We start from the raw sequence: 22,696 nt of genomic DNA on the forward strand, positions 1-22,696 counted from the left end.
TCGTTAATGAGCTTTAATCTTAACCGTCATCATAAATCCATCAGGATAGCTATTTTTATTATCAGCGCCCTTCCTTTGGGTTGGATGGTACATGCTTATTACTATGACAATTTGGGGATTAATCCCTTCGAAGCCTTGATGAACGTATCGGGTCACTCGACCATGATATTTTTGTTGCTAAGTCTTGCCATTACACCCGTTCGACGCTGGTTAACCTTTCTTTTTAGACAATTTAAGACGATCAAATGGGGCAAGCGACTGTCGGACTGGAACCTACTCATACGTACTCGCCGCATGCTAGGTCTATACAGCTTTTTTTATTGTACTGTCCACGCAGCGATTTACTTACACCTGGAACTCGACTGGATTGTTGAAGAACTACTGTGGGAGTTAAATGCGCGCAATCTGATTAAAGTAGGATTCGTAAGTTGGATTATCCTGCTTATTTTGTCTTTAACATCGCCCCAGTGGATGCAAAAAAAGCTTAAGCGTTGGTGGCGCCGAATTCATCGGCTGGTCTATCCCCTCGCCTTACTGGCAGGATTTCACTACCTGCTATCAGGCAAGCCGACGGATCAACTGCCTTATGTCTATGCCGCAATCATCATACTGCTTTTAGGCCACAGAATCGTTGTTAAGCTCTTGCCAAAATTACGTAGAAATGACGACACCGGAATGATGGCCGTAAGAAAGAAGTAACGGCTAACAAACAAAGCTGATTTTTTTGAAATGCTCCCAAAGCCATCTACACTAAAGTAGTGAAATAGAGCCTCAAATACACAGCGATACTTATAACACGAGGCGACTAAGAGCTTAAATAACACAGAAAGCCGACCAAATATCTCGAGGTGAGTAGATGAAAATAAAAGCTGTAGCAGGAACCCTTATTGGTGCTCTGCTTGCATTTAACTCAGTGTCTTACGCCAAACAATACCACGAAATGACCTTTAAAGCTGGGCACGAGAGTTTACAAGAATGGTTACTCCCAGACACTCCTCCCTATCCCAAAAACAATAAACCAACAAAAGAACGAGTGGAGCTAGGCAAAGTTTTATTTTTTGATCCTCGAATTGGTGGTGACGGCAACATGTCGTGCGCAACTTGCCATAATCCATTACTGGGATGGTCTGATGCGCTGCCCACTGCCAAAGGCTTTAAAAGTCAGGTGCTAGGACGTGCAACGCCCGTCGTTACTAATACAGCTTACAACAGTATTCAAATGTGGGATGGGCGCAAAAAATCTCTCGAAGATCAAGCCGTTGGTCCTATGGAAGCCAGCGTTGAAATGCAAACAAACTTCACCGAGCTGCTTAACTTAATTAATCACACCGACGCTTACAAAGATGCTTTCGAAGCCGCTTACCCCGGCGAAGGGATCAGCAAAGATACCATCGCTAAAGCCATTGCCAGCTTCGAGAGAACGATTATTAGTAACAACTCTCCTTTTGATCGCTGGGTCAAGGGCGACAAAAAGGCCCTCACCCAACAAGAAGTAGAAGGATTTAAACTTTTTGTTAATCCCGATAAAGGTAACTGTGCTGTATGCCATAGTGCTCCTAATTTTACCGATGATGGTTTTCATAATATCGGTTTGCCTACCTGGGGAGATAAAAACCCTGATATGGGGCGTTATACAGAGCGCCCACTACGATTAATGAAAGGCGCTTTTAAAACGCCTACGCTACGAGACATCACATTGTCAGCGCCCTACTTTCATGATGGGTCATCAACCACTCTAGAAGAAGTGATGGATCATTATGCTGCTGGCGGAAAAGTAAAAACCAACTTATCACCTAACATGAAGCAACTTAACCTTACCGATAAAGAAAAAGCCGCCATTGTTGCTTTTATGAAAAAGTTAACAACACCACCCAAGAAGTTTGAACTGCCCTTACTTCCTATGTAAAAAAGTTAGAGGAAAAGATTCATGAAATGTATAAAGTTAAATGCCTGGAAACGTAAGAGCAAGCTCACCTTGCAAGTCCTGATACTGTCTGCGTTCTCGACGGTAGCCTATAGCGAAACCTTTAAGGTTCTGCAAAAAGATAAGGCTTTCGATAAAGAAACACTGCAAGTCAAAGTGGGCGACACTGTGCATTTCGAAAATGCCGATCCCTTCTTTCATAACGTATTCAGTTTATCCGATGCCAAGTTCTTCGACTTAGGATCATTCCCTAAAGGAGAGTCTCGCCCTGTCATTTTTGATAAAGCAGGCACCGTTGAAGTCGAATGCGCCATTCACCCCAATATGAAAATGGTTATTGAAGTTAAATAGCTTCAATTAAAACGGCATACACAGGAACCCAAACGACCTGTGTATGCACACTTCTTACAGCATGAAATCAACAGTTATTGTTCTTATCAACTACAAAGGTTGATTCAGCACTTCAGCAACTTCACGAATCAAATCTCGGCCATTAGCACCATTAGTAAAAATAACATAGCCGTTGCCTGTTTTAAGACTCACCCTCATCATCGCCTTATAAGACTCATTCGATCCACCGTGATAAAAAATACCATCCTGAGTCAGCTGAGGTCCTAATCCATAACGACTGGGTTCTACGCGAGTCATCATTTTCTTTACCAGCGCCTGACTCAAAAAGGTATCACGCTCGCCTCGATAAGATGCAACCAGTGCCGACAACATCTTGCTGAGGTCGCTGGGTGTCGTCCATAAGCCCGAGGCTGCCATCTCAGGCATTGCTTCCCATCCTCTCGGCAAAGCTCTTGGCTTGCCATCGGCTCCATGCGCTTTAGCAATGTTTTTAAAACTCGCTGGTATAGGATTAAGATAAGTAGAGCGCACCATATCCAAAGGTTTAAAAACCAAGTTCTGGGTAGCTTCTACAAAGGGTTGTTGTGTAATGTCTTCAATCAGCAGTTGTTCGACCGTGATGCCACCACCAGAGTATTTAAAATCGCTCCCTGGAGTAAAAATCACCTCAATCGCACTATGTTTGGCAGGAGCACGTCCAAGCAAAGTATCTAAAGTTGACGGTAAGGGCTCGCCCGGCTGAAAATCTCTGAATCCGTGAACATTAAACCCCGCCGTATGGGAGAGTATATGCCGCAGAGTAACGACCTGTTGCTCGGTATAACGGTTCGAAGGTATTTTCCAGCTGCGTAAATAATGATTCACATCTTTCGTTAAATTCAGCTTGTTTTGATCAACCAAACGCAGTGATGCTACTGCTGCGGCCACTTTGCTCACCGAACCAACAGAAAAAACCGTATTAGTATCCACAGCATCTTGAGTGCCCGCCTGCTTTAAGCCATAACCTTTCGCCCAGGCGAGTTGCCCGTTGTCTAGTACTGCAATACTTAAACCAGGCACATCATGAGCTGCCATGCGATCGGTCAGGGTCTGGCGTCTCCAGTTGGACTGCTGAAATTGTTTTTCAAACTGTTTGGCTGCTTTTTTTTCTAAGAGAGTCTCAGCTAATCCTCCCGGTGCAATAAGTATCAGCAGTAAGCCCATACAAACTTTCATACTGCCAAATAGAAATAGGTTTAACTTCATTAAAAATCCTTTTGAGCTTGTTTATTGGCTCTATAGTTAACACTTTAAGCGGACTCGTCAACACCGTGTCGACAACGTGTTGTCTGTGTAGGGTAACTTGATTATCTGAAGATTTCTTTTTCTCTTACCATCATCACTGCATAGTCCTTCGAAAATGCATGACCAAACATTTGACCAAGAGTATCAAAGTGTTTACTGGCCGTTCAAATTCATCACGTAATGGAATAATCGCGAGAATTTCGTTTTTTTTGCCACAGGCTTTGTTGTTACAGTTGAGATACGGATAAACCCAACTAATAGGCTCAGAGCAATGACAAAGAAAAAAACAAACTCGAGTACGCATAAGCACAAAGTCACTCGGCGAGAATTCACCAAAAAAACAGCACAAGTAACGGCAGCAATCAGTTTATTTAATGCAGGCCTGGCTTCAGGATTAAGTAACAGCCGCATCGAGTTTGTTAACGAAGAGTTTGAGTACATTATTGTTGGGTCTGGAGCGGGTGGCGGCCCTTTAGCAGCCAATTTAGCCCGCGCTGGCCATCGCGTTCTTTTGCTTGAAGCGGGTGATAATGATCCCAGTGACGATGTCTATAGCATCCCCGCCTTTCATCCCAACTCGTCCGAAGATCCCAGAACCAGCTGGGCTTTTTATGTAAAGCATTACTCCGATCTTGAACGCCAACAAGCAGATTCCAAATATGTTCCTGGCAAAGGTATTTACTACCCTCGTGCCAGCACGATTGGCGGTTGCACCACCCACCATGCCATGATCACGGTTTATCCTCATAACAGCGATTTTAACCGCATTGCCGACATTACTGGCGATGATTCCTGGGATGCTTACAAGATGCGTCGCTACTTTGAACGACTCGAACATTGCCAATATTTGCCGCGGCCCTGGTTTGGTTATAATCCTTCAAGACATGGTTTTGATGGCTGGTTGAGAACCAATACCACCGACATCCGTTCGCTTATGGAAGATCCGATTTTAAACAGCATGACTCAGGCAGGTTTGGCAGAAGCAGGATTAGAAAACTTCCTCGACGAAATACTGGCAGGCAATCCACTAGACATTAATCACTGGCGCGTTGCTTTTGGTGAAGAAGGTGCGTATTTTCCAGCAAAGTCTACTAACCGACGACATCAACGACATGGCGTGCGCGAATATCTGCTTAGCACTCAGGCTCAATACCCCGACAAGTTGGTGATCCGCACAGGCGCTTTAGTAACTCGAGTATTGCTTGACGATGACAACACCGCTATCGGTGTCGAATATTTAGAAGGCAGCCGTTTGTATCGAGCCGATCCCCTACACGAAGCTTCTAGCAAAGGCACCAAAAGAGACGTAAGAGCCACGCGCGAAGTCATTTTGGCGGGTGGCACATTCAATAGTCCGCAATTACTTCAGTTATCAGGTATCGGCCCTGCCGAAGAATTACAACGACACAATATTGAAGTAAAAGTTGATCGACAAGGCGTTGGTAAAAACTTACAAGATCGTTACGAAGTGGGCGTCGTCAATCGACTCACCGAGACTCTGCCATCGTTAAAAAACTGCACCTTTGGTTGGGGCGATGATCCTTGCATGAAGCGCTACAAAGAGCGCTGGTGGAATCCTGGAGCCTACGCCAGCAATGGCACCACTCTTTCGCTGGTGAAACGTTCTAAACCAGAGATGGAAGATCCTGATTTGTTTATTTTTGGCGTAACCGGTCGATTCAATGGTTACTTTCCCGGCTACTCTATGGGTCACCCCGATATTTTAAAAGAATATACCTGGTTAGTATTAAAGGGCCACACCAACAACAATGCAGGCTATGTAGGATTGAACTCAAACGATCCTCAAGATGTTCCCAATATTAACTTTAAATATTTTGATGAAGGCAATGATGCTTCTGGTGACGACTTACAAGCCGTTGTTGAAGGAGTAAAAACCTGTCGCAGTATTATGAACCGAGCACCCGCGCAAGACTGGGTTGTTGAAGAAGTGTTCCCCGGCGCAGAACACCAAAGTGATGAAGAAATTAAAGAGTATGCCCAAAAAGAAGCCTGGGGACACCATGCTTCCTGTACCAATAAAATGGGAATCGCTGGCGATCCTAAAGCTGTCGTAGACAGTAACTTTAAAGTCCATGGTACGAAAAACCTACGAGTGGTAGATGCATCGGTATTTCCTTATATTCCCGGCTTCTTTATCGTGACTTCTGTTTATATGATCAGCGAAAAAGCAACCGATGTGATATTAGCGGAAGCAAGACAACAGGCTTAGCAATCACTCTTGGTAAAACACAACCTCACTCATCACTTTACTCACACAGCCAGTGATTACTCTCAACTGGCTGTTTCTTCTCTACTCTCTTAATCATACGCTTATAAAGAATCACTTTGTTCGTCAAAATACAAATAGCGGTTTTAGTCCAAGATATTAAGTTCAGTTCTTAGCTTATTCATATTATTACTTACCTCCTTATACCTCACTACTCTTCCCTACAATAAAAAATATCATCAACTAAGATTTGAGCAATCTATTATCCGCGATTAGCCAACGAAACACTTTTAACAACAGTAAAAAAAAGCCCCATGAAGGGGCTTTACTTTAGAAGAAAACTCAAATGATAGAGTTTTCGTTTTTATAAACTCCGCAGATACTCAAGCAACGCGGCCTTATCTGATGGAGTGTTATTACAACCAAACTCATGTCCTGCGTAAGGCCGCCATTCTTGCTTACATATCGGTTGTCCACTCTTATAAGCGGCGAGACCTTCTTCCGAATCCAGATCGTATACCAGGCAAGCTTTTTTAGCGCGCTGAGCTACAGTTTCACGATGAGTTCCCAGGCCACACAAAACATCTTCTAATGAGTGAAGTTGCCCATGATGGAACAACTCAGATTTATAACGTACACCGACCAGTCGTTGACCTTTAACACCTTGCGATGCCACCGTATCACTTTCTAACTCTGGCGTTTCGCTAGGCTTTCCTGTCGCAGGATCAGGATTTCCTAAGCGAGAATAAGTAGGGTCAGTACCAATAAAGCCAAGATATTTTACCGACTCGGTTGTGTCATAGGTTGGTCGACAATGATTATAAATAGGTTGAGGAACCTCTTCTTCTGTCCAGCCAACGGTCAGTTCACCATCATGGCAAGTGTCCATCGAAGCCAGCCCTTCTTTTTCAAGCTCAGAAAATAAAAATACACCTGTCGTTTCATGTTTTGGTCCCGCGTGACAACTTGCGCATTGTTGTGCAAACAACTGCTCACCCTGAGTATTAACTTCTTCCACATTACCTAAAGATTTAGGTGGCTTTAAACTCAAGATATAGCCCAATAATGGCTCAATAGACTCAGGAATAATTTCGCAAGTTTCATCGGGTCTGGCATCCCAGTTACCCACAATATCAGGAGTTTCGCAACGAACGTATCGAGGATCAACCGAACCGCTTAACAAAATAAACCCGCGCACGAACTTTTCCAGACTGGTGACATTACCAGCAAGGCTTAGCATGGGCGTTACTTCACCAGACTCGGTATGCATATTACCGTGAGCCGCTAACTCTTCATGACTTGGAATACCCACCACATTAGGAATTCGGCTGATGGTATAAACACCGTCATCAGACTGAGGAGGAATCAAAAAGTCTAAGACATTAAATCCAGCATTAATCATCATCTCTTGGTCCGTCAGACTGGGGAAGGCAACCGCCCCAGCATCAGCACTGGCCATCGACATAAGATATTGAACAAACTCCTGCCAATAGTACACATTCCAACGCAACCCCTTACAGGCTTCCATCATATTTTGGGCGGTTTGCTCTAACGAAAGACCAATATTGAATTGCCCCCAGCTTAATGAGTCATCTCCACCCCAATCCGAAGGCTTAAAAGGCGCAGGCATACAATAAGCATCACCCATGAGTTCTTTCATTGCCATCGGCCAGTCGGATTTATTGACACCACTAAAGCCATCATACTCTTGAGTCAACTGCTCAAACATAGCTTTTGCTTGTGCTTTATAATGCTCTGGTCCTCGCTCTTCATGACGATGATCACAACGAATAAAATCACCGTTGTCTTTGTGGTAGCAAGTTCCCTGCTTAACATCTCTCATCATTGCAGGATATTCTTCGCGAGAAAATGATAGCGAGGTGGAAGGATCATTAAACGCCATGCCAGGATGTAATCTTAAACCATCCAGAAAGCCTTCTGGTAATCCATCAATACCACTAATAGCCTGATTAATGATATCGCCAATCACCGGTTTGTTTAGCAAATCAGTAAGACCAATCATAGTGGCTTGCAGGGGCGTGTTAAATCCGGCATAAACTTGACCGTAGTTAAGATTTTTGTTGGCCATACCGATGGCATAACGCCCATCATTTAACGTGCCCATGTGGCAACCCGCACAGGCAAAAGACGCTGACTCAAATCCTAATGCTCGTTTTGGCCCTAATTGAAAACCCACAGGCAACTGGTCGTCTTCTACCTGCGTAAACACTTCTTGCCAACCGTCGTTTGCAGCCATTCGTACACACAGGTTTTCTTCTGAAAGGCAAGTACCAAAAAATCGAACAGTACAGACTTTTTCGGTTTCCATACATTCACCTGCGCTCACAGGCACAATATCTGACACGATTCTCTTTGGATTTTTATCAGGAAAATAACCAAAGTGCTTCAGTTCATCACCAAAGAATTCGGGATACCACTTTTCATTAAATTGCAGTAATGTCTTAGGAATACCGACAGTGCTCCAGTGCTCATACAAGAACTGGTATTTTCCACAAAGACGCTTTTGCTCTGAGGTAGTCACAGGCTCCAGCCCCGACCAACCAAAATAATGGTCACAAGCGGTAAAGCCATTCTCATCAATCAAACGCTCATACTCAAGTACGCTATCGAGATCGGCACCAATATCGTTGGTAATAGACTCCTCAGCCTCAAGGGTGAAGCTAAGCTGAACTAAACATAAGCCGACGAGTAACTCGATACTGTTTTTTATACGCATAAAAACCCTCCTTAACCTTTTAAAGATCATTGTGCTTGCTTTACTTGTTATTGGTTTCTTTAAAAGAGCGTCCCACCTGTTCCAACATCAAAAAACCAAGCTTTTAATCAGCCCAAATCCCTTATTTACACTCCTTCTCTGGAGTACTTTTAACGAGAGCCAGTGTTGAATTTTTATTTGAGATTCGTCGCAAGACTATTAAAAGCAGGCTCACAATAGCAAAATACCCAGGTCAAAAAATCCTTTGGTATATAGGGTTTAAAGTTTGAGATCTTTTGTTGCTTTAAGGGTGAGAAATGTCATCTTTCTGAAAGAATAAGCAAACACAGAGACTGGAGATAAGAAGGCTTTATTTAAAAGGTAGCGCCTAACACCATCAATAGCTAAAACCCTGACTCGTCTTTTAGCTAACAAAATAAAGACGAAGCTTAATTGCATAGAAAGTGAATGGAATATTGCAGAAAGACAAAACATAGTACGGTTTAGCTCTCTCAGACTTAGGAGAAGCTAAACCGTTTACTTGATTATCGAATCATAGAGACCGATAACAAGGAGATTATATTGATGAGTTACGACTATTCAGCTGGCGGATTATATTCATAAGCATCGCAACGGTGAGCCGATGCAGATTGATAACTGTTTCTTGGCGCACCAATGTTAGAATAACGATTTCCAGCATAGTTAGGTCCACTCGCAATAGCCGATAGCGCTGTTGAACACGCATCTTCACCATCAGTCTCAGAACAAAAGTTGCCATAATAAACGCTGTTCATTGCACCCACGATAACGCCATTACCTTCTTGACCACATTGCCATTCCCAACCAGCCAGGTATTCCCAGTAGCTTCGATGACCAAACAGCAATCGCATCATATCGTCTTCGTAAGGGCCCGACCAATTAAAGGTCCACATAAAGACGGAGTTGATATTAGACATGTTCTTAATATCCCCACTAAGATAATTAATGTTCTGCATGTCCCAGGATGGCCCGGAAGAAGTACCTAAGTCTCCAATGAATGGATTACCTGTCGATAAGCCACATTGAAGTCCCCACTTCTTACACTCCTTATCGGCGGTATAAGTATCACTATTGCTGTCGGCTTCAATGATAAAAAGATTTTCGTCCTTACCCCCCAAATAGTCCCAGCTATGCCTGACAGTAGTCACATAATCAGTATTTAACTTACTTGCAGGCCAAACGCCCCAGAACTTTCTTACCGTACCAAGCCCGGTTCCTAAACTCCCCTTTACCGTCTTAACCAGCTCGACGTAATCTTCTTCGGTTCTGCTTGTGGACTTTAAGTCCAGCCAAACAGCTCCTAAATGTCGGTTGTTGTTGATCAAGGATAAAATAGTCGATAAGTTTGTCGAGTCACTGTCTCCGCTATGGTATGCACACCAGGTTTCGGAGCATCGCTTCTTCGTGGGCACATCTTCAACATGAGAAACATCAATCTCAATAGCATTGATTCCCAAGTCATTTTTAGCCGCATTAATCGCTGCTTCACTATTGGCCCTATGGGCAAAAACCCATGCCGCATCCGATGCAAATGCACTCGCGCTAGCTACCGAGATCACACATGCCATGATTAGTTTTTTCATAAGTTACCTCATACAAACCATAAAAGTTTGAACATCTAAATTTTTTAACAGTACTCACCTATAAGCACATCTTTAACTAGGTGAAATCTAAAAGTTATCGGAGTAAATCATCGCTTATCGAATAATGTAAGCAGTACTATTGAAAACTTTCAGATGATTACTCAGCACCTGAAAAATAACTTTCAAAATTTTATTGCTCTGATCAGATAGCCCTAAAGACTTGATATTATTAACATTACTTCCAGAAAAGCTCTGTTAAATGCAGGTATACTCAATCCTGCTCAATATTTAACCTGCGCATAATAACGACAGATATATCACTTAACAACACAAAGCATCGCTTTTGGTAATATTCATTATTGGTAACGACAAAAAGTTCACATCCCGAATAGTTTGATACGCTGCTCTTTGGCTTGTTCAAAAGAGCTGAAAATACCTTCCAAAAGACAACCACACTTCTAATTCACCTAAGAAACTCTTCTATCTGGCTTTAGCAGGTTAGATAGAGACGACCTGTTCAATCTTTTAATCATCGCCTACCCTTAATCAAAGCACGAGTGTCAGGCTACTCAATAGCATTTTTAGTCTATGGCAGGGCTTCGAATCATGTTGCTTGATGCGAAATCAGTATGAAAAACAATATATTCGACACATTTTCAGCAACTGCGTCCGTGTCGTTAAGCAGGCCAAAGTAAGAGGAACAAAATGAATATAAATACGATGATGCGTGGTGTTTTTTTGGCGATTGGTGTGTGTGTTGCCGTCGCAATTCTCGTTGTCATCCGACTCAATGTTTTATTGCAGGAAGTCGATCGTTTGGCAGATATTCGCTATCACTCCTACCAGACAGCCGACGAACTCAGACAAAGCTCCGATGATTTGACCCGCCTGGGACGAACTTATGTGGTCACAGGGGACGAACAGTACGAAAAAATGTACATGGACATCCTGGATATCCGGAACGGAAAAAAAGCCCGTCCAGACAAGTATCATCTTATCTACTGGGATCTTGTTCTTAATTATGGTGACAAACCGAAACCAGATGGTAAAAGAATTGAGTTGCAAAAAATGATGAGAGACTTGGGGTTTACCGAAGATGAATTTGCCCGCCTTAAAGAAGCGCAGAACAACTCTGATGGTCTGGTTGGTATGGAAGTCAAAGCTATGAACGCGGTGAAAGGTAAATTTCCTGATGCGAGTGGCAACTATACTTTAAGTGGTGAGCCCGATCCTGCAATGGCCATCGCCTTGTTGCACAGTAAAGAATACCATCAAGAAAAAGCCAAGATAATGCGACCCATCGATGAGTTTTTCAAGAAGCTAGAGAGCAGAACAGAAAGTCAACTCATAGAAGCAGAAGAAGAAGTTCAGCTCATTGTATGGGTGGGCACATTGTTGATGGTCATCGTATTAGCGGCAGCGGGTGCGGGTTATTATATTGTTCATTTAAAAGTTACTCAGCCTATTGTTCGTATGGCCAAATCCTTAGACGAATTTGACAGCAATTCGGATTTGTCGCAACGGCTGCATGTAGATTCAGAAAATGAACTGGGCATGATTGGCTCTGCGATCAATAATTTACTCGATAACTACAATGGCACCATAACGAAAATTAACGAAGTGACCTCTTCAATTACTCAGGTATCAAAAGCCATTGATGCGGTGAGCTCTACCAATGCTCAACTGTCAAATAAACAAGGCGGTGAACTCGAAATGGCGGCCAGTGCGATGGAACAAATGACCGCAGCTCTGGCGACAGTTTCTGACAGTACATCCGAAGCAGAAGCTCATGCAGCCAGTACTGAAAGCGAAGCTACAACGGGACTATCAACGTTTCAAAGTACTGAAGCCGAATTTGGAGTATTAGAAAACGAATTCGGCCAAACTGCCGAGACCATTGCAGAGTTAACCTCAGAAACACATCGAGTTGGCAATGTCCTAGAAGTCATCAAATCGATTGCAGAACAAACAAACCTGCTAGCACTCAATGCTGCCATCGAAGCTGCGCGAGCTGGAGAACAAGGTCGCGGCTTTGCTGTGGTCGCCGATGAAGTTCGCTCACTGGCACAACGCACACAAGAATCCACAGTAGAAATTGAATCCATGATCTCTATGCTACAAGAAAAAGCCAACTCCTCGACCACAACCATTGAACGTAGCGCCGATAAAATGAAGTCAACCAGAGACAATATGGGCAGCGCTAGTCAAGCACTCAAATCGATCCAGTCGTCAGCGTCAGAAATTCATGGGTTGAACTCTTCGATTGCCTCCTCTACCGAAGAGCAACTTACAGTCAGCAACGAAATCAGTCGCAACATTACTAATGTTAAAGGCTTATCAAACGAAATGAATGATAAAGTCCGAGAATTACAGCCCCTACTCAAAGACTTGGTGAGTAACACAGACGAGATCGTTAATGCTGTCGCTCACATGAAAGTGGTTTAGTGCTTGTTTTCTTTTTTTGAATTAAGGAAGTAACCGACTTTTAGACAAGCATCAGAACATGCACTTCATGCTCTGATGCTTTTTTCAAATACTATTGAGAATTACACCAAGGCGCACCAGGGTAACATTGACAGAAGGTTCTGCCACATCCAGGAGCACATGGGAACTTACTGCAAAAAGAGGCTTCTTCTGCCTGTGTAATATCAAATAAGGGAGAACCATCAGAAGAAGAGCTATCAGCCCCACCTATCTTAGACAAGATGTTTAAAATTGAGCCACACTTAGCAGCAGACTCAGCAATGAGATCCTTGGCAGCATTTTCAGCACTCAAGACACCAGAAAGCTCAACAAAGTTAGAGACACTCTCTACTACTGAGTCATTGGCAAAAGCCGTCGAAAATGACATAGAAAGAAAAACGGTTAAAACGCTAACGAGAGATAAGGTTTTTGATTTTATTTTTTTCTCCTAGATTCATAAAATCATATAGTTCTTTTTTTGCTTATCACAGCCGGATAAGTTTGACTTCAAATGGTGATTTCAACATTTGAGGACAAGAGGATGACACATTAGAAATATATGAAGCACCCCCCAACTGGGTAGGATCGATAGTGTAGAACATGACTCACATTGCAAAAGTAGCTAATGATTTGCTGCCATTATGACTCGCTACTTGAGCTCTCAATAATAAAAACCACATAAAGAGATTTATAAAGATTGCAGCTAAACTCAACAATAAGAATCGACACGGCATGCTTTTCTTTTACCATAAGGAATCTAATGTTCGCTGTACTCGCTAGAGTATCGATTTCAGTTATTAAAAAGCCTCTCTTTAAAAGGCTCTGCTCTCGTTAGTAGAGAACTCTGCCTTTAATTCCAAAATACATTTATTTAGCTCCTTCAATGTCACTTTATTGTCTAAACTTAAGTAGCCTTAAAGGAGATGCGAGATATGGTAATTGACTTTGAAATTGCGTTTTATGATGTTCTTTTCGGTAAAAGTAATACCGAAGCATTAAACCCGACAGAAAAAGCAATTAACGAACAAGTCGGGCTCACTGTGTGGGGAAAGGAACGTATTGGTCAATATATAAAGCCTTTGCCTAAGGTGTTATGTGATCTTATCGCCAAGCTTGGAGAAGAAGACATCACTTTTGAAGACATATCTAAAGTTATTGAAAAAGAACCTTCATTGGCAGGCCGAGTAGTTAGCGTTGCCAATAGCTCGTATTACAATCGGAATAACCAAGAAATCAACAGCCTTAGCGATGCTGTATCTCTTCTTGGTATTCAAGGTATATCTAATATCGCAATGACTGCATTGGCAGAAGATACGATTAAAATTGAGCCAATGTACTTTAAGGCGTTTGGTGACATAATTTGGAAGCACTCCATTGAAACCGCAATGGTTTCTGAATACTTCAGCCGGGGCATACATGTAAACAAATTTTTAACTTACTTTACTTGCCTGATACATGATATTGGAAAAATACTTATCTTCCTTGTCATCGTTGAATCATTTAAAAGAACAGCCAATGATGGAAAACCAGAAGGAACCGTCTTTAAGAAGCTAATGACTCAGTATTCTCTTGATGTTTCCGCAATGGTGGCAAAAGAATGGGCTCTCCCTCCAGAGGTCATAAAAGCACTAGAAGAGCAGACGAATAAGCCATCTTCAGCTTTAGGGCGTATGCTAGATATTTCTAATAGAGTAAGCGAAATCTATATGCTCCTTGAAAATAATTTAATTACCGAAGAAGTCGCAGAGAGTGAGATGCTTCTCTTGGGGCTTTCTGATAAGGACATTAATTTTTTCAAAGATTTATTCAGTAACCTGAAGGTATAACCAGGCTCACTTATCAATAGAGAGGGTAAAAAATCCTGTAACTAGCTTAAACCAGATCTTACTATCAATCTTAACAACCCACTTGTGGTGAGCTTTCTCAACGACTTCAACATCAGTTAAATAGTTACTCAGAACTTTTGGTCGCGCCCCTTCCCTCTACTTACAAAAAAGGCCAGCAATTGCTGACCTTTCCTCTATAAGCCTCTTAGTAGCACATTAATCAACACGATAAAATGCATAAAGGGTACTAAAAGCAAATCCACCTCCATGATAAACCGCCGTTATGCGGTAACAACCTGCTGCATCAGGATCGAATCCACCAACCACCCCGCCGTTTTCTTCTGTAATGTCCAGAATGTCATCAGAAGTATCGTCAACCAAAATCGGTGGAGATAAGTACAATCCATTAAACGGTGAAAATCCGTTGCGAGTCACCGCCCAGTGGGTGGTCCCTGAAGTCACACGATAACCTCCCGGAGCGTTTTGATCGACTTCGACCACTGCCTCAGGCGAGGTGATAAATAGTGAAACACCATTACCACTATCCCAGGTAACGCCAAATGAGCCATTGTCTTGAGTCTCAACCAATCCATTGTCATTCGGCTCACTTTGGCAACCAGGCGGCACATCAATAACTTCTTTTGCTCTGACTCTCCAAGTCACATCTTCTTCGAACCAGGTCGAAAGGACTTTTGAATTACCGTTTGCTAGTACAGCTTCAATATGCGTACCATCATCGCTCGGAAATGGGGGTGGAGGATCTTCGTTAACCACTTCTGTGGGATAAAGATCAGCAATGCCATCGCCATTATGATCGACCAGCGTTGCCATCATACCGGGGGTGTCTGCCAGTGCTAATGGTCCTGCTGGGATACCCATCCTACCCGTCGATAATTTATCACCATCGATCACGCCAATCACTCGCTCAATATTACTGCCAGTATCATTATCAAAATATTTCACATCCAATGCGATCCCCGAAGGCGTGATTTCGATAGAAAATGGCTCTACCACAACAGCCGTATGAGTGGGACTGATACCGGAAGGTAATGAAAGATCGATATGAGGAAAATCAACAAACCATTCATAACTTTCGTTAGGATCTAAAGTCACCGTTGGCTTCTTAGCGGTTTTAAAAGATACCGATAAGGGTTCATTAATGGCCATTTCGTTATGGGCTTCGAAAGATTCATCGATGTTAACCACATAATGTGAGTCATAGTCGAGCAGCGAACTGGGTGTAATGACAATTTCGTTGCGCAGAAGTGTAATGCTTGCATCAACAGGGTTGCCATTGGCGTCGCGTAAACTGACTTTTTCAATATTATGGGGGTTATTCCAAATACTATGAGAAAACTCCAGTCTAACTGGTTGATCAACCGCCGCTGCAACTTCATTTGCTTGAGGATAGGATAACAATAAGAAAAAGTTTCGCCCGGTTATTTCTGCGACATATCGAGTTAAACTTTCTAATTCATCAGCACTTAAATTCACATGACTCCACTCCTCCGCCATACGCTCTACGGATTGTGCTAATGTCATGTCGTCTCCCCGCTTGCCCCATGTACCACGACGATATGTGGAAATCAGCGTTGTGGTATCAGAAAGCGTAGCGCCTTCGGGGTCCATGTAGCGTTGATTATCGGTGTATATTTTTCCGGAGTGACAATCGCGGCAACCGGCATTATCGAATACTTCACGCCCTAATTCGCCTTCTGCCGATAAGCTCCCGTCTCGCTCGGTCCAGTCGTTGGCAGGTGGTGGTGCCATAACACCAGACATATATTCATAGAGCCCGGTAAACTCTTCTTTCGTTGGCTTACGACCTACGCTCGCATTGCCCGCAAGAGAGTATCCCTCAATGCTCGTGACATTACCGTTCCATGTCATAGGCGCTGTGCCCTCCATCCAAATTAAAGGCTTTGCCAATACAGGTTCACCGGCTGCACCATTTAACCAAACCAGCGTATCGATTTCGCCATCGACATGGCAGGTATTACAACCACGGTCGATACCAACACCAATACCCGTGTTAGTAAAATAACGTTGGCCATGAGCCATACCGGGTGTTCTTGGGTCTTCTGCAGTTTGCACACTGGCAATAATGGCTTCACTGTCTAGATCGACTTTGGTTAAATTAAACCCCTGTGAGTTATGAACGTAAAAATTGTTTTCACTGTCGATCAATAAACCTCTTGGGCGTCCTTCACCACTGACAACCCGTTTAATTTCGGTCATGGAGTCCGCATCGATTTCTATGATGGTTTCATAAGCTTCAGACACCACATAGACTCGATTATTTTTATAAATGAGTCCAAACAAATTGAACGCAGCATTTTCTTCTAAGCCCATGCCAGTTTGACGATATAAATCGATTCGGTCGACAATGGTTTTGCTTTGTAAATCGATCTTGACAACCTCGTCGGCGAAGCTGACCTCAGCAGGATTAAAAATGCCCGTATCATTAAACCCTTGCGTGATAGAAACAAATAGATATTGGTTATCATCGGATACAACCATAGAACGAATCACATTACCGTAATCAATAAACGTGTGCTCAACGGTTAATGAATTAAGGTCAATGACGGTTATGTCTTTCTCAGCTTCTATAGGATCATTATCATATTCGACTCGATTAGGTGTTCCTGAACGATAAGAACCCACATATAACTTCGTGTTGTCTGGGCTGATTGCCATGGCTTTCGGGAATGCGCCCACGGTAATTTTTTTAATGACTTGGCGGCTATTTAGATCAACAACGGCTACCTTGCCTGATGTCGACAAGGTTACATAAGCCAATTGCCCGTTGTTAGAAACTACAATGTTACTTGGCTCATCCCCAACCCAAAGCGACTCTTCAATTCGCTGTGTTATTGGATTAATAAACCCGATGGTATCTTCTGCTTGTTGAACAACAATAGGGAATGGTGTGTTGTTATTACTAGCTACCGCGACTGGCCACTGCCCTGTTTCAATTTCTCCCAGTTTTTCCATAGTCACAGGATCAATTCGAGACAAGGAAGAGCGGTAGTTGTTAGCTACCCAAATTTCGTCATTTACCTTAGCCAATGAGCGACTTGGATAGTAGTTATAATGCTCGTAGGCGATATCATTGGCTTTTACCGTCACAGCGATGGACTCTCTTGTCCCCCACAATTTAAAGACATAAGTACCAGTAATGGGCGGCGTGAAAGTCGTAGCGGCACCGTTTTTTATTGGTAGGCTGCTGTTGGTCGACGGTGAGTACTTGAGGTACCAAAAGGCAGACTCACAGTCATCGCTGTCAGTAATGGTCGGTAAGTAGTAAGCCTTACCAACCGGAAAACGTTTGCTTCCTTGGAGTGTGTATGATTTATCAATACACCCTTCTAAAGGTGAGTTAGTCAAAAAGAAAAAGGTTTCTCTAAACATATTAGACCAGGCGTGGTCTGCTACTTTAAGAATCCGTTGAAATAAAGTATCTGGCTGTTGAGCTGCCTGTTTTGCCAATGCAAGATTACAAAAAAGCAGCACACATATTAATGCTGACTTTGTGATGCTATGCATATATCCCCCTTACCTATCTGATTTTTAAGATTGTCGCGTAAGATGAAATTTGAAATTCAATGAGTGCGGTTTGTTTTGTAATAATGTATAGACAAGCAATCCATGAGATTAACTTATCCGTTTTTCGCACTACACATGGTTCTACTTGTTTTGTATTTCAAATCGCTACATATCTTATCGAGAACAAGTCAGTACTATTTGTTGGGGTGTTTCATTATCTTTGCCTAACGTCTCACAGGACTTCAATATCCCGAAATGCGAATCCGATACTTTTTGTTAAATTTCATTAAGGGAGCGTGGGTATTCATCACTCTGTGCGAAGGTTGAAGAAACCAAATTTTAGTTATTTGAGATAGATAAGTATCTATTTTATGTCTGAGAGTGGTTTATTGGGCAGATAGTCTGGAAGCTAATAGGAGATTTTTGAGAATGATAGAAAGGCAGCTATGTGCCTTTCTCAAGTCAGTTTTTTTGGAGCTAGGCAGATACACTGAGTCGGTCAATTTCGACTTCAATCAGTCGTTGCGAATATTCAAGCAGAAAATCTAAACCTGCGATAGCACTTTCTTTAATGGGAATATCTGAACCCGGCGGTGTAAAACCATGCTGAATGACAGCTAACACATGCTGAACTTTAAATAGATTTTCCTCGAGGGTTTGCCCCATCATTAAATCATCAATCTCGATGTGGCCGAACTGGGATGTGCGAGAAGAATTTGCACTCTCTTGTATAACTTGACTATCATGCTTCATGTTTAAGTAACCTCTTGTCTAGGTTATTTGAACAGCGGATGAGAGTGTTGGCGCACTCTCATCCGCACCTAAAATATCAATCAATAAAGCTCGTATAAAAAGCTAATTGACTGAGTAGTCACTGTAACATAAAGCGATGTTTACAAAGAGAGAAAAGTCACTTTAACTTATTGTTATTAATAATAAAAACGCGGCCTTTATAACACCGTGGATTGCACAGCTATTTATCGCACTTTAGCCTTTACCTAGAATCAGCCGTCGATTAATCAGCAATATTCACTCTAAACCTTTTAGCTCAAATATGGATAAGAAACTATTATCAGCTCGTTTCTTTTATCGTTCATGTTCTTGCTAATTCTTACTTTGTTAATCACGCTCTTTCTGAATCGTTATTTGAAAGACAGGAGCAAACATCGACCCTTCACGGCTTTCAAAAAACCAATAGTCACTCAATCAGAAAAGCTCATTTACCGAAAGAATAGAAAGAAACCTCAGTGGGTTATTAATGAAGTCATCCGGCTAGTCGCTTTGATGTCGGTAAACTCAGGCTGCCGAACCTTGGCCCATACGTTTAATCAACTTCACAGTGATAAAGAAACCGTGAGTAAAACCTATGTTTATAACTTAAGAAAAAAGCATGCTTATGACATCGACATCTTGCGGCGAAATATCAAGCACAAAAAACCGAGGGCAATTTCAAAGAACAGCACTTGGGCGATGGACTTAACTTACATCACTACCGCAGACAATCAACAACAAGTAATACTGGCCATTATTGAACATGCTACCCGGGCCTGTTTAAAGCTCGAAGTGTTGGATAACAAATCCTCTCTTAGAGTTTTATTATCACTTATCCAAACAATTAAAAAGTTTGGTTTTCCTAAAAGGATACGAACGGACAATGAAAGAAATTTTTGCTCTACACTGATGGCAACCACTTTCAAACTCTTAAATATAAAGCATCAACGAACCAAGGTTGCTGCACCTTGGCAAAACGGTCGAGTTGAACGATTTATGGGTACGCTAAAATCGAAAACAAGAACTCTGCTTTTTGAAGACAAAACTCAGCTCAACGATGAACTCAACACCTTTCGGTTTTGGTATAACCATGTAAGACCACACGATTATTTGGATGGCAAAACGCCTTCTGAATGTTGGGATAGCACAAAGCAAGTAGACCGAAACAAAGCACAATGGTTTGATGATTGGCGCGGATTATTATGCGGCTACTATATCCCGCGAGAATAGCAGCCATCGCTGACGCATTAAAACCTACCAACAAAAATGAAAACAGGACAGTTGATGATTCAACTGTCCTGATACATCGTGGCTGAAATACGCCAAATTGTTAAGAAACGGCGCAAAAAATGATCGAATCCTCAAAACTCAGTATTTTTAACATGAGATTGTTATCTCAAAGCTTAAAACCCCATGCTATTTTGGTCGAGTTTTAAGCGAAAACCCGTCTCAAATGATGCGGACACTGCCGATCATTCTTCGGACGGGACACAGTAGATAAAGTAAAGCCCGATCATTGGAGTTGATCGGGCTTTTTTATGAGTATCATTGCCATTTTTCTATGGTGCCTTTTCTAATCCTCAACTCACTTTTATACGATCTTAATTATTTCAACCTCTTCCACTAAAGGTTTAAAACTTAGTGGAATTAAAGTTAAAGCAGCAGACTCGCATTTTACAACACCGGCTCCTAAAACGAGACCATCGCCATCTTCAAAATTAAAAAGCAACCCATCCTCAAATGGCGACATACCTTCCACTGTTGGGTTTCTATTTAATTTAACAATCGATATGGAGTCAACCTTACGACCTAAAACTTTACGAATTTCATCTGATACAAAGTCAGATTCACCAGCCTTCATTATTTTTCCATCAAAGCGCTTTGTTTTCGGTTCACCTGAAGTTAAGTCTACTTCATTGTCTTTCCATATCATTAAAGTAGCTTTACTGGGGCTATACATCACACCGATGCAAATGTCATTTTCAAAGCTAATATAAGTTTGCCCATGGGTAAGCATAAAAAACTCATTAGCATTAATTTCTTTGTCAAGAACATACTCTTCAGGCTCACAATTAACAACTCTTCCTATGCTCACTATTTTTTGGCCAACCAAAAGCTCAAGTAGTGGCTTACATGCGCTTGGATGACTTGGAGACATTTCGATAACATTCACGTTTCACCAACCTTATAATTGACCTTGTACATAGTTAATAAGACTATCTAATTCTTTAATTGTTTGATTTCCATATTTGGTAGTGGTGACTTGCAGAGGATCGTTTATATGAACTCTTCCTCTAGTATCAATCAAAAATTGAAAGTCTTGAATTTCTACATTTTTTGTTTTAACTAAAGACCTTACATGTTCTAAATCCGATAGTGTTTTATTGCTTATATTTGAGAGCGGTGATTTACCTTTTATGATTGGATAAGTTGCATTACCAAAATCATCAACTACTCTTGCTAATGTTGATGACTGAGCCCCCTTGATATTTTGAAGTAAAATTCCAGGATAACCATCTATATCTACACGGCCGAAGTTTTTAACTACTGGAAAACCTAGTTCGCTCAATTTGTTAAGGTTTTTAATTTCCTCATTTATATTAACAGCGCTCAAGGTATTCCTAGTATGTGACACACCTACAACGATATCATCTCGCCCATTAATTAATCGCACATCCTTTTCTAAACCACGACCTAGAGAATTACCCAACTGAGAAGAAGTTAAAGAATCAGGAATATTGTTTGGAACAACACTGGGTACCTCAAAGTCCACATTATCAGCAGGCGCCAAACTCATCTCCCATTGAGAAGACCAAGTACTGTCGAGCTCTACCGTCGTACTATATTCAATATTAGTATCAAATTCAGACTTTGTGTCAAGGTTTCCTCTAATTTTTGGAAGTCTAGTGAGCTCCATTATAACATCAGGAGCCATAAACACAGCTGTTGCTATTGTAGGGCTGTTTCCAAATGCGGTAAAAGCAACGTCTCCTGACGACTCTTTAAAATCATTATAGGACTTTGCGACAGGCTGGAGTGTTTCTGCTATAGATCCCATTAACTCTCTCGCCTGAGGCGTTTGTAAATCATACCTATATTCTTTATCAAGTTCTTTCTTAAATCCTAAAGCGTTTTTACCATCTGTCGCTCCCCATGTTGTTAAAAAGACCAATCCGCTACCCATCTCTGTCGCTAAGTTAGATACAAGCGACACACCAATCTCTGCACCTGCAACTTGCATATTCACATAATCTTTAACAGCCTTTTTCATCCCAGTCTCTGGCGTCGCCACTCTCGGCATCTGCTCAACCACCGTTTGACTCAAGAAGAAAGGTACATTGCTACCATCGGTCGCAAAGCTATAAGGCGATAAATGCGCGGTATTTCTAACCAACTCCTCATGCGCCATCTGATGCCTCATTCCATCATTCCAGAACTCAACCGTTGAGCGATTACCGACACGCTCTGCTATCAATCGTTGTCTTCGCTCTAAATCAGCCTGTTGCGCACTGCGTTCATTTGCCAACTGTTCAGCTTGAGCACCATAAGTATTCTCAGCTCTGGTGCGAGCAGCAATTTGTTCTTGTCGGCGTCCAGCCGTTGCCGCTTCTCCTGCCGCCGTAACCCGACTCATATCATCCGATAACCCGCCTGCAATATTGCTCTGAGAAGCATCAGCAATACTATTTGCAACCTCATTAATGTCAGCATGCGTTTGCGCTATTTGTGTTTGGTCCAACAGACGTTGATTGTTCTCATAAGCTTTTTTCGTGGCTATCGCAGCTTCAGTATGATGTATCCTGTCTTCAACAATCGCATTACCTAACGCACTACCAAAAGCATTCGCCAAGACCTGTCGGTTTTGCCATTGACCTGCCTGATAAGTATTCTTTATCACAAAATGCGCGGCTCCTGCTGATATCACTGAGCGGCCCGTTTGTGTGAGAACATTCTTAAAGTTAAAGG

15 protein-coding genes are annotated in these 22,696 nt (G+C 42.2%); 7 read left to right on the plus strand and 8 right to left on the minus strand.

The genetic code is table 11. The features are described 5' to 3' along the window. Positions 1-6: 6 nt before the first annotated feature. From NH399_RS05030 to NH399_RS05040, 3 genes are all read left to right on the plus strand, one after another. Entirely contained in the window at positions 7-699 is a 693-nt protein-coding gene (locus NH399_RS05030) for a sulfite oxidase heme-binding subunit YedZ (RefSeq protein WP_253037454.1), read from the plus strand. Positions 700-856: 157 nt separating this feature from the next. Beyond that, on the plus strand, positions 857-1,906 hold the full coding sequence (locus NH399_RS05035; protein ID WP_253037455.1) for a cytochrome-c peroxidase: 1,050 nt from the start codon (positions 857-859) through the stop codon (positions 1,904-1,906). A gap of 21 nt (positions 1,907-1,927) precedes the next feature. Continuing rightward, entirely contained in the window at positions 1,928-2,275 is a 348-nt protein-coding gene (locus NH399_RS05040) for a plastocyanin/azurin family copper-binding protein (RefSeq protein WP_253037456.1), read from the plus strand. A 90-nt stretch (positions 2,276-2,365) separates the two neighbouring features. Here the strand turns inward: NH399_RS05040 and NH399_RS05045 are convergent, their stop codons facing one another. Beyond that, positions 2,366-3,520, minus strand: a complete 1,155-nt coding sequence (locus tag NH399_RS05045; protein WP_253037457.1) for a serine hydrolase — start codon at positions 3,518-3,520, stop codon at positions 2,366-2,368. Positions 3,521-3,830: 310 nt separating this feature from the next. On the opposite strand from NH399_RS05045, the gene NH399_RS05050 reads away from it, so the two are divergent. Next, positions 3,831-5,789: a GMC family oxidoreductase gene (locus NH399_RS05050; RefSeq protein WP_253037458.1), complete on the plus strand. Its 1,959-nt coding sequence runs from the start codon at positions 3,831-3,833 to the stop codon at positions 5,787-5,789. A gap of 361 nt (positions 5,790-6,150) precedes the next feature. On the opposite strand, the gene NH399_RS05055 is transcribed toward NH399_RS05050, so the two are convergent. After that, the gene (locus NH399_RS05055) at positions 6,151-8,523 is read right to left on the minus strand and encodes a hypothetical protein (protein ID WP_253037460.1); all 2,373 of its coding nucleotides are present in this window, start codon (positions 8,521-8,523) and stop codon (positions 6,151-6,153) included. A 575-nt stretch (positions 8,524-9,098) separates the two neighbouring features. Then, positions 9,099-10,124, minus strand: a complete 1,026-nt coding sequence (locus tag NH399_RS05060; protein WP_253037462.1) for a hypothetical protein — start codon at positions 10,122-10,124, stop codon at positions 9,099-9,101. A gap of 705 nt (positions 10,125-10,829) precedes the next feature. Between NH399_RS05060 and NH399_RS05065 the strand changes: the two genes are divergently transcribed. Continuing rightward, on the plus strand, positions 10,830-12,569 hold the full coding sequence (locus tag NH399_RS05065; RefSeq protein ID WP_253037464.1) for a methyl-accepting chemotaxis protein: 1,740 nt from the start codon (positions 10,830-10,832) through the stop codon (positions 12,567-12,569). Positions 12,570-12,660: 91 nt separating this feature from the next. Here NH399_RS05065 and NH399_RS05070 read toward each other — a convergent pair whose 3' ends face one another. After that, positions 12,661-12,975: a hypothetical protein gene (locus NH399_RS05070; RefSeq protein WP_253037475.1), complete on the minus strand. Its 315-nt coding sequence runs from the start codon at positions 12,973-12,975 to the stop codon at positions 12,661-12,663. Between the two features lie 544 nt (positions 12,976-13,519). On the opposite strand from NH399_RS05070, the gene NH399_RS05075 reads away from it, so the two are divergent. After that, positions 13,520-14,413, plus strand: a complete 894-nt coding sequence (locus NH399_RS05075; RefSeq protein WP_253037477.1) for an HDOD domain-containing protein — start codon at positions 13,520-13,522, stop codon at positions 14,411-14,413. Between the two features lie 216 nt (positions 14,414-14,629). Here the strand turns inward: NH399_RS05075 and NH399_RS05080 are convergent, their stop codons facing one another. Together NH399_RS05080 and NH399_RS05085 are read right to left on the minus strand one after the other, a co-directional pair. Next, positions 14,630-17,959, minus strand: a complete 3,330-nt coding sequence (locus NH399_RS05080; protein WP_253037479.1) for an Ig-like domain-containing protein — start codon at positions 17,957-17,959, stop codon at positions 14,630-14,632. A gap of 477 nt (positions 17,960-18,436) precedes the next feature. Further along, entirely contained in the window at positions 18,437-18,712 is a 276-nt protein-coding gene (locus NH399_RS05085; RefSeq protein ID WP_253037481.1) for a hypothetical protein, read from the minus strand. Positions 18,713-19,243: 531 nt separating this feature from the next. Here NH399_RS05085 and NH399_RS05090 point away from each other — a divergent pair. Next, on the plus strand, positions 19,244-19,960 hold the full coding sequence (locus NH399_RS05090; protein WP_253037483.1) for an integrase core domain-containing protein: 717 nt from the start codon (positions 19,244-19,246) through the stop codon (positions 19,958-19,960). A 361-nt stretch (positions 19,961-20,321) separates the two neighbouring features. On the opposite strand, the gene NH399_RS05095 is transcribed toward NH399_RS05090, so the two are convergent. Then, positions 20,322-20,903 carry a hypothetical protein gene (locus tag NH399_RS05095; protein ID WP_253037485.1) on the minus strand — a complete coding sequence of 194 codons (582 nt, stop codon included), beginning with the start codon at positions 20,901-20,903 and terminating at the stop codon, positions 20,322-20,324. Positions 20,904-20,915: 12 nt separating this feature from the next. Next, the coding region (locus tag NH399_RS05100) for a hypothetical protein (RefSeq protein ID WP_253037487.1) at positions 20,916-22,696 on the minus strand (1,781 nt) is incomplete at its 5' end.

The organism is Pleionea sp. CnH1-48, from assembly GCF_024124665.1.
Taxonomy (GTDB): Bacteria; Pseudomonadota; Gammaproteobacteria; order Enterobacterales; family Kangiellaceae; genus JAMXSB01.

What these genes read in the sequence shown, in the direction of transcription:
- NH399_RS05030 (WP_253037454.1), top strand. Translation starts at nt 7, where the DNA reads ATGAGCTTTAATCTTAACCGTCATCATAAATCCATCAGGATAGCTATT.
- NH399_RS05035 (WP_253037455.1), top strand. Translation starts at nt 857, where the DNA reads ATGAAAATAAAAGCTGTAGCAGGAACCCTTATTGGTGCTCTGCTTGCA.
- NH399_RS05040 (WP_253037456.1), top strand. Translation starts at nt 1,928, where the DNA reads ATGAAATGTATAAAGTTAAATGCCTGGAAACGTAAGAGCAAGCTCACC.
- NH399_RS05045 (WP_253037457.1), bottom strand. Translation starts at nt 3,520, where the DNA reads ATGAAGTTAAACCTATTTCTATTTGGCAGTATGAAAGTTTGTATGGGC.
- NH399_RS05050 (WP_253037458.1), top strand. Translation starts at nt 3,831, where the DNA reads ATGACAAAGAAAAAAACAAACTCGAGTACGCATAAGCACAAAGTCACT.
- NH399_RS05055 (WP_253037460.1), bottom strand. Translation starts at nt 8,523, where the DNA reads ATGCGTATAAAAAACAGTATCGAGTTACTCGTCGGCTTATGTTTAGTT.
- NH399_RS05060 (WP_253037462.1), bottom strand. Translation starts at nt 10,124, where the DNA reads ATGAAAAAACTAATCATGGCATGTGTGATCTCGGTAGCTAGCGCGAGT.
- NH399_RS05065 (WP_253037464.1), top strand. Translation starts at nt 10,830, where the DNA reads ATGAATATAAATACGATGATGCGTGGTGTTTTTTTGGCGATTGGTGTG.
- NH399_RS05070 (WP_253037475.1), bottom strand. Translation starts at nt 12,975, where the DNA reads ATGTCATTTTCGACGGCTTTTGCCAATGACTCAGTAGTAGAGAGTGTC.
- NH399_RS05075 (WP_253037477.1), top strand. Translation starts at nt 13,520, where the DNA reads ATGGTAATTGACTTTGAAATTGCGTTTTATGATGTTCTTTTCGGTAAA.
- NH399_RS05080 (WP_253037479.1), bottom strand. Translation starts at nt 17,959, where the DNA reads ATGCATAGCATCACAAAGTCAGCATTAATATGTGTGCTGCTTTTTTGT.
- NH399_RS05085 (WP_253037481.1), bottom strand. Translation starts at nt 18,712, where the DNA reads ATGAAGCATGATAGTCAAGTTATACAAGAGAGTGCAAATTCTTCTCGC.
- NH399_RS05090 (WP_253037483.1), top strand. Translation starts at nt 19,244, where the DNA reads ATGTCGGTAAACTCAGGCTGCCGAACCTTGGCCCATACGTTTAATCAA.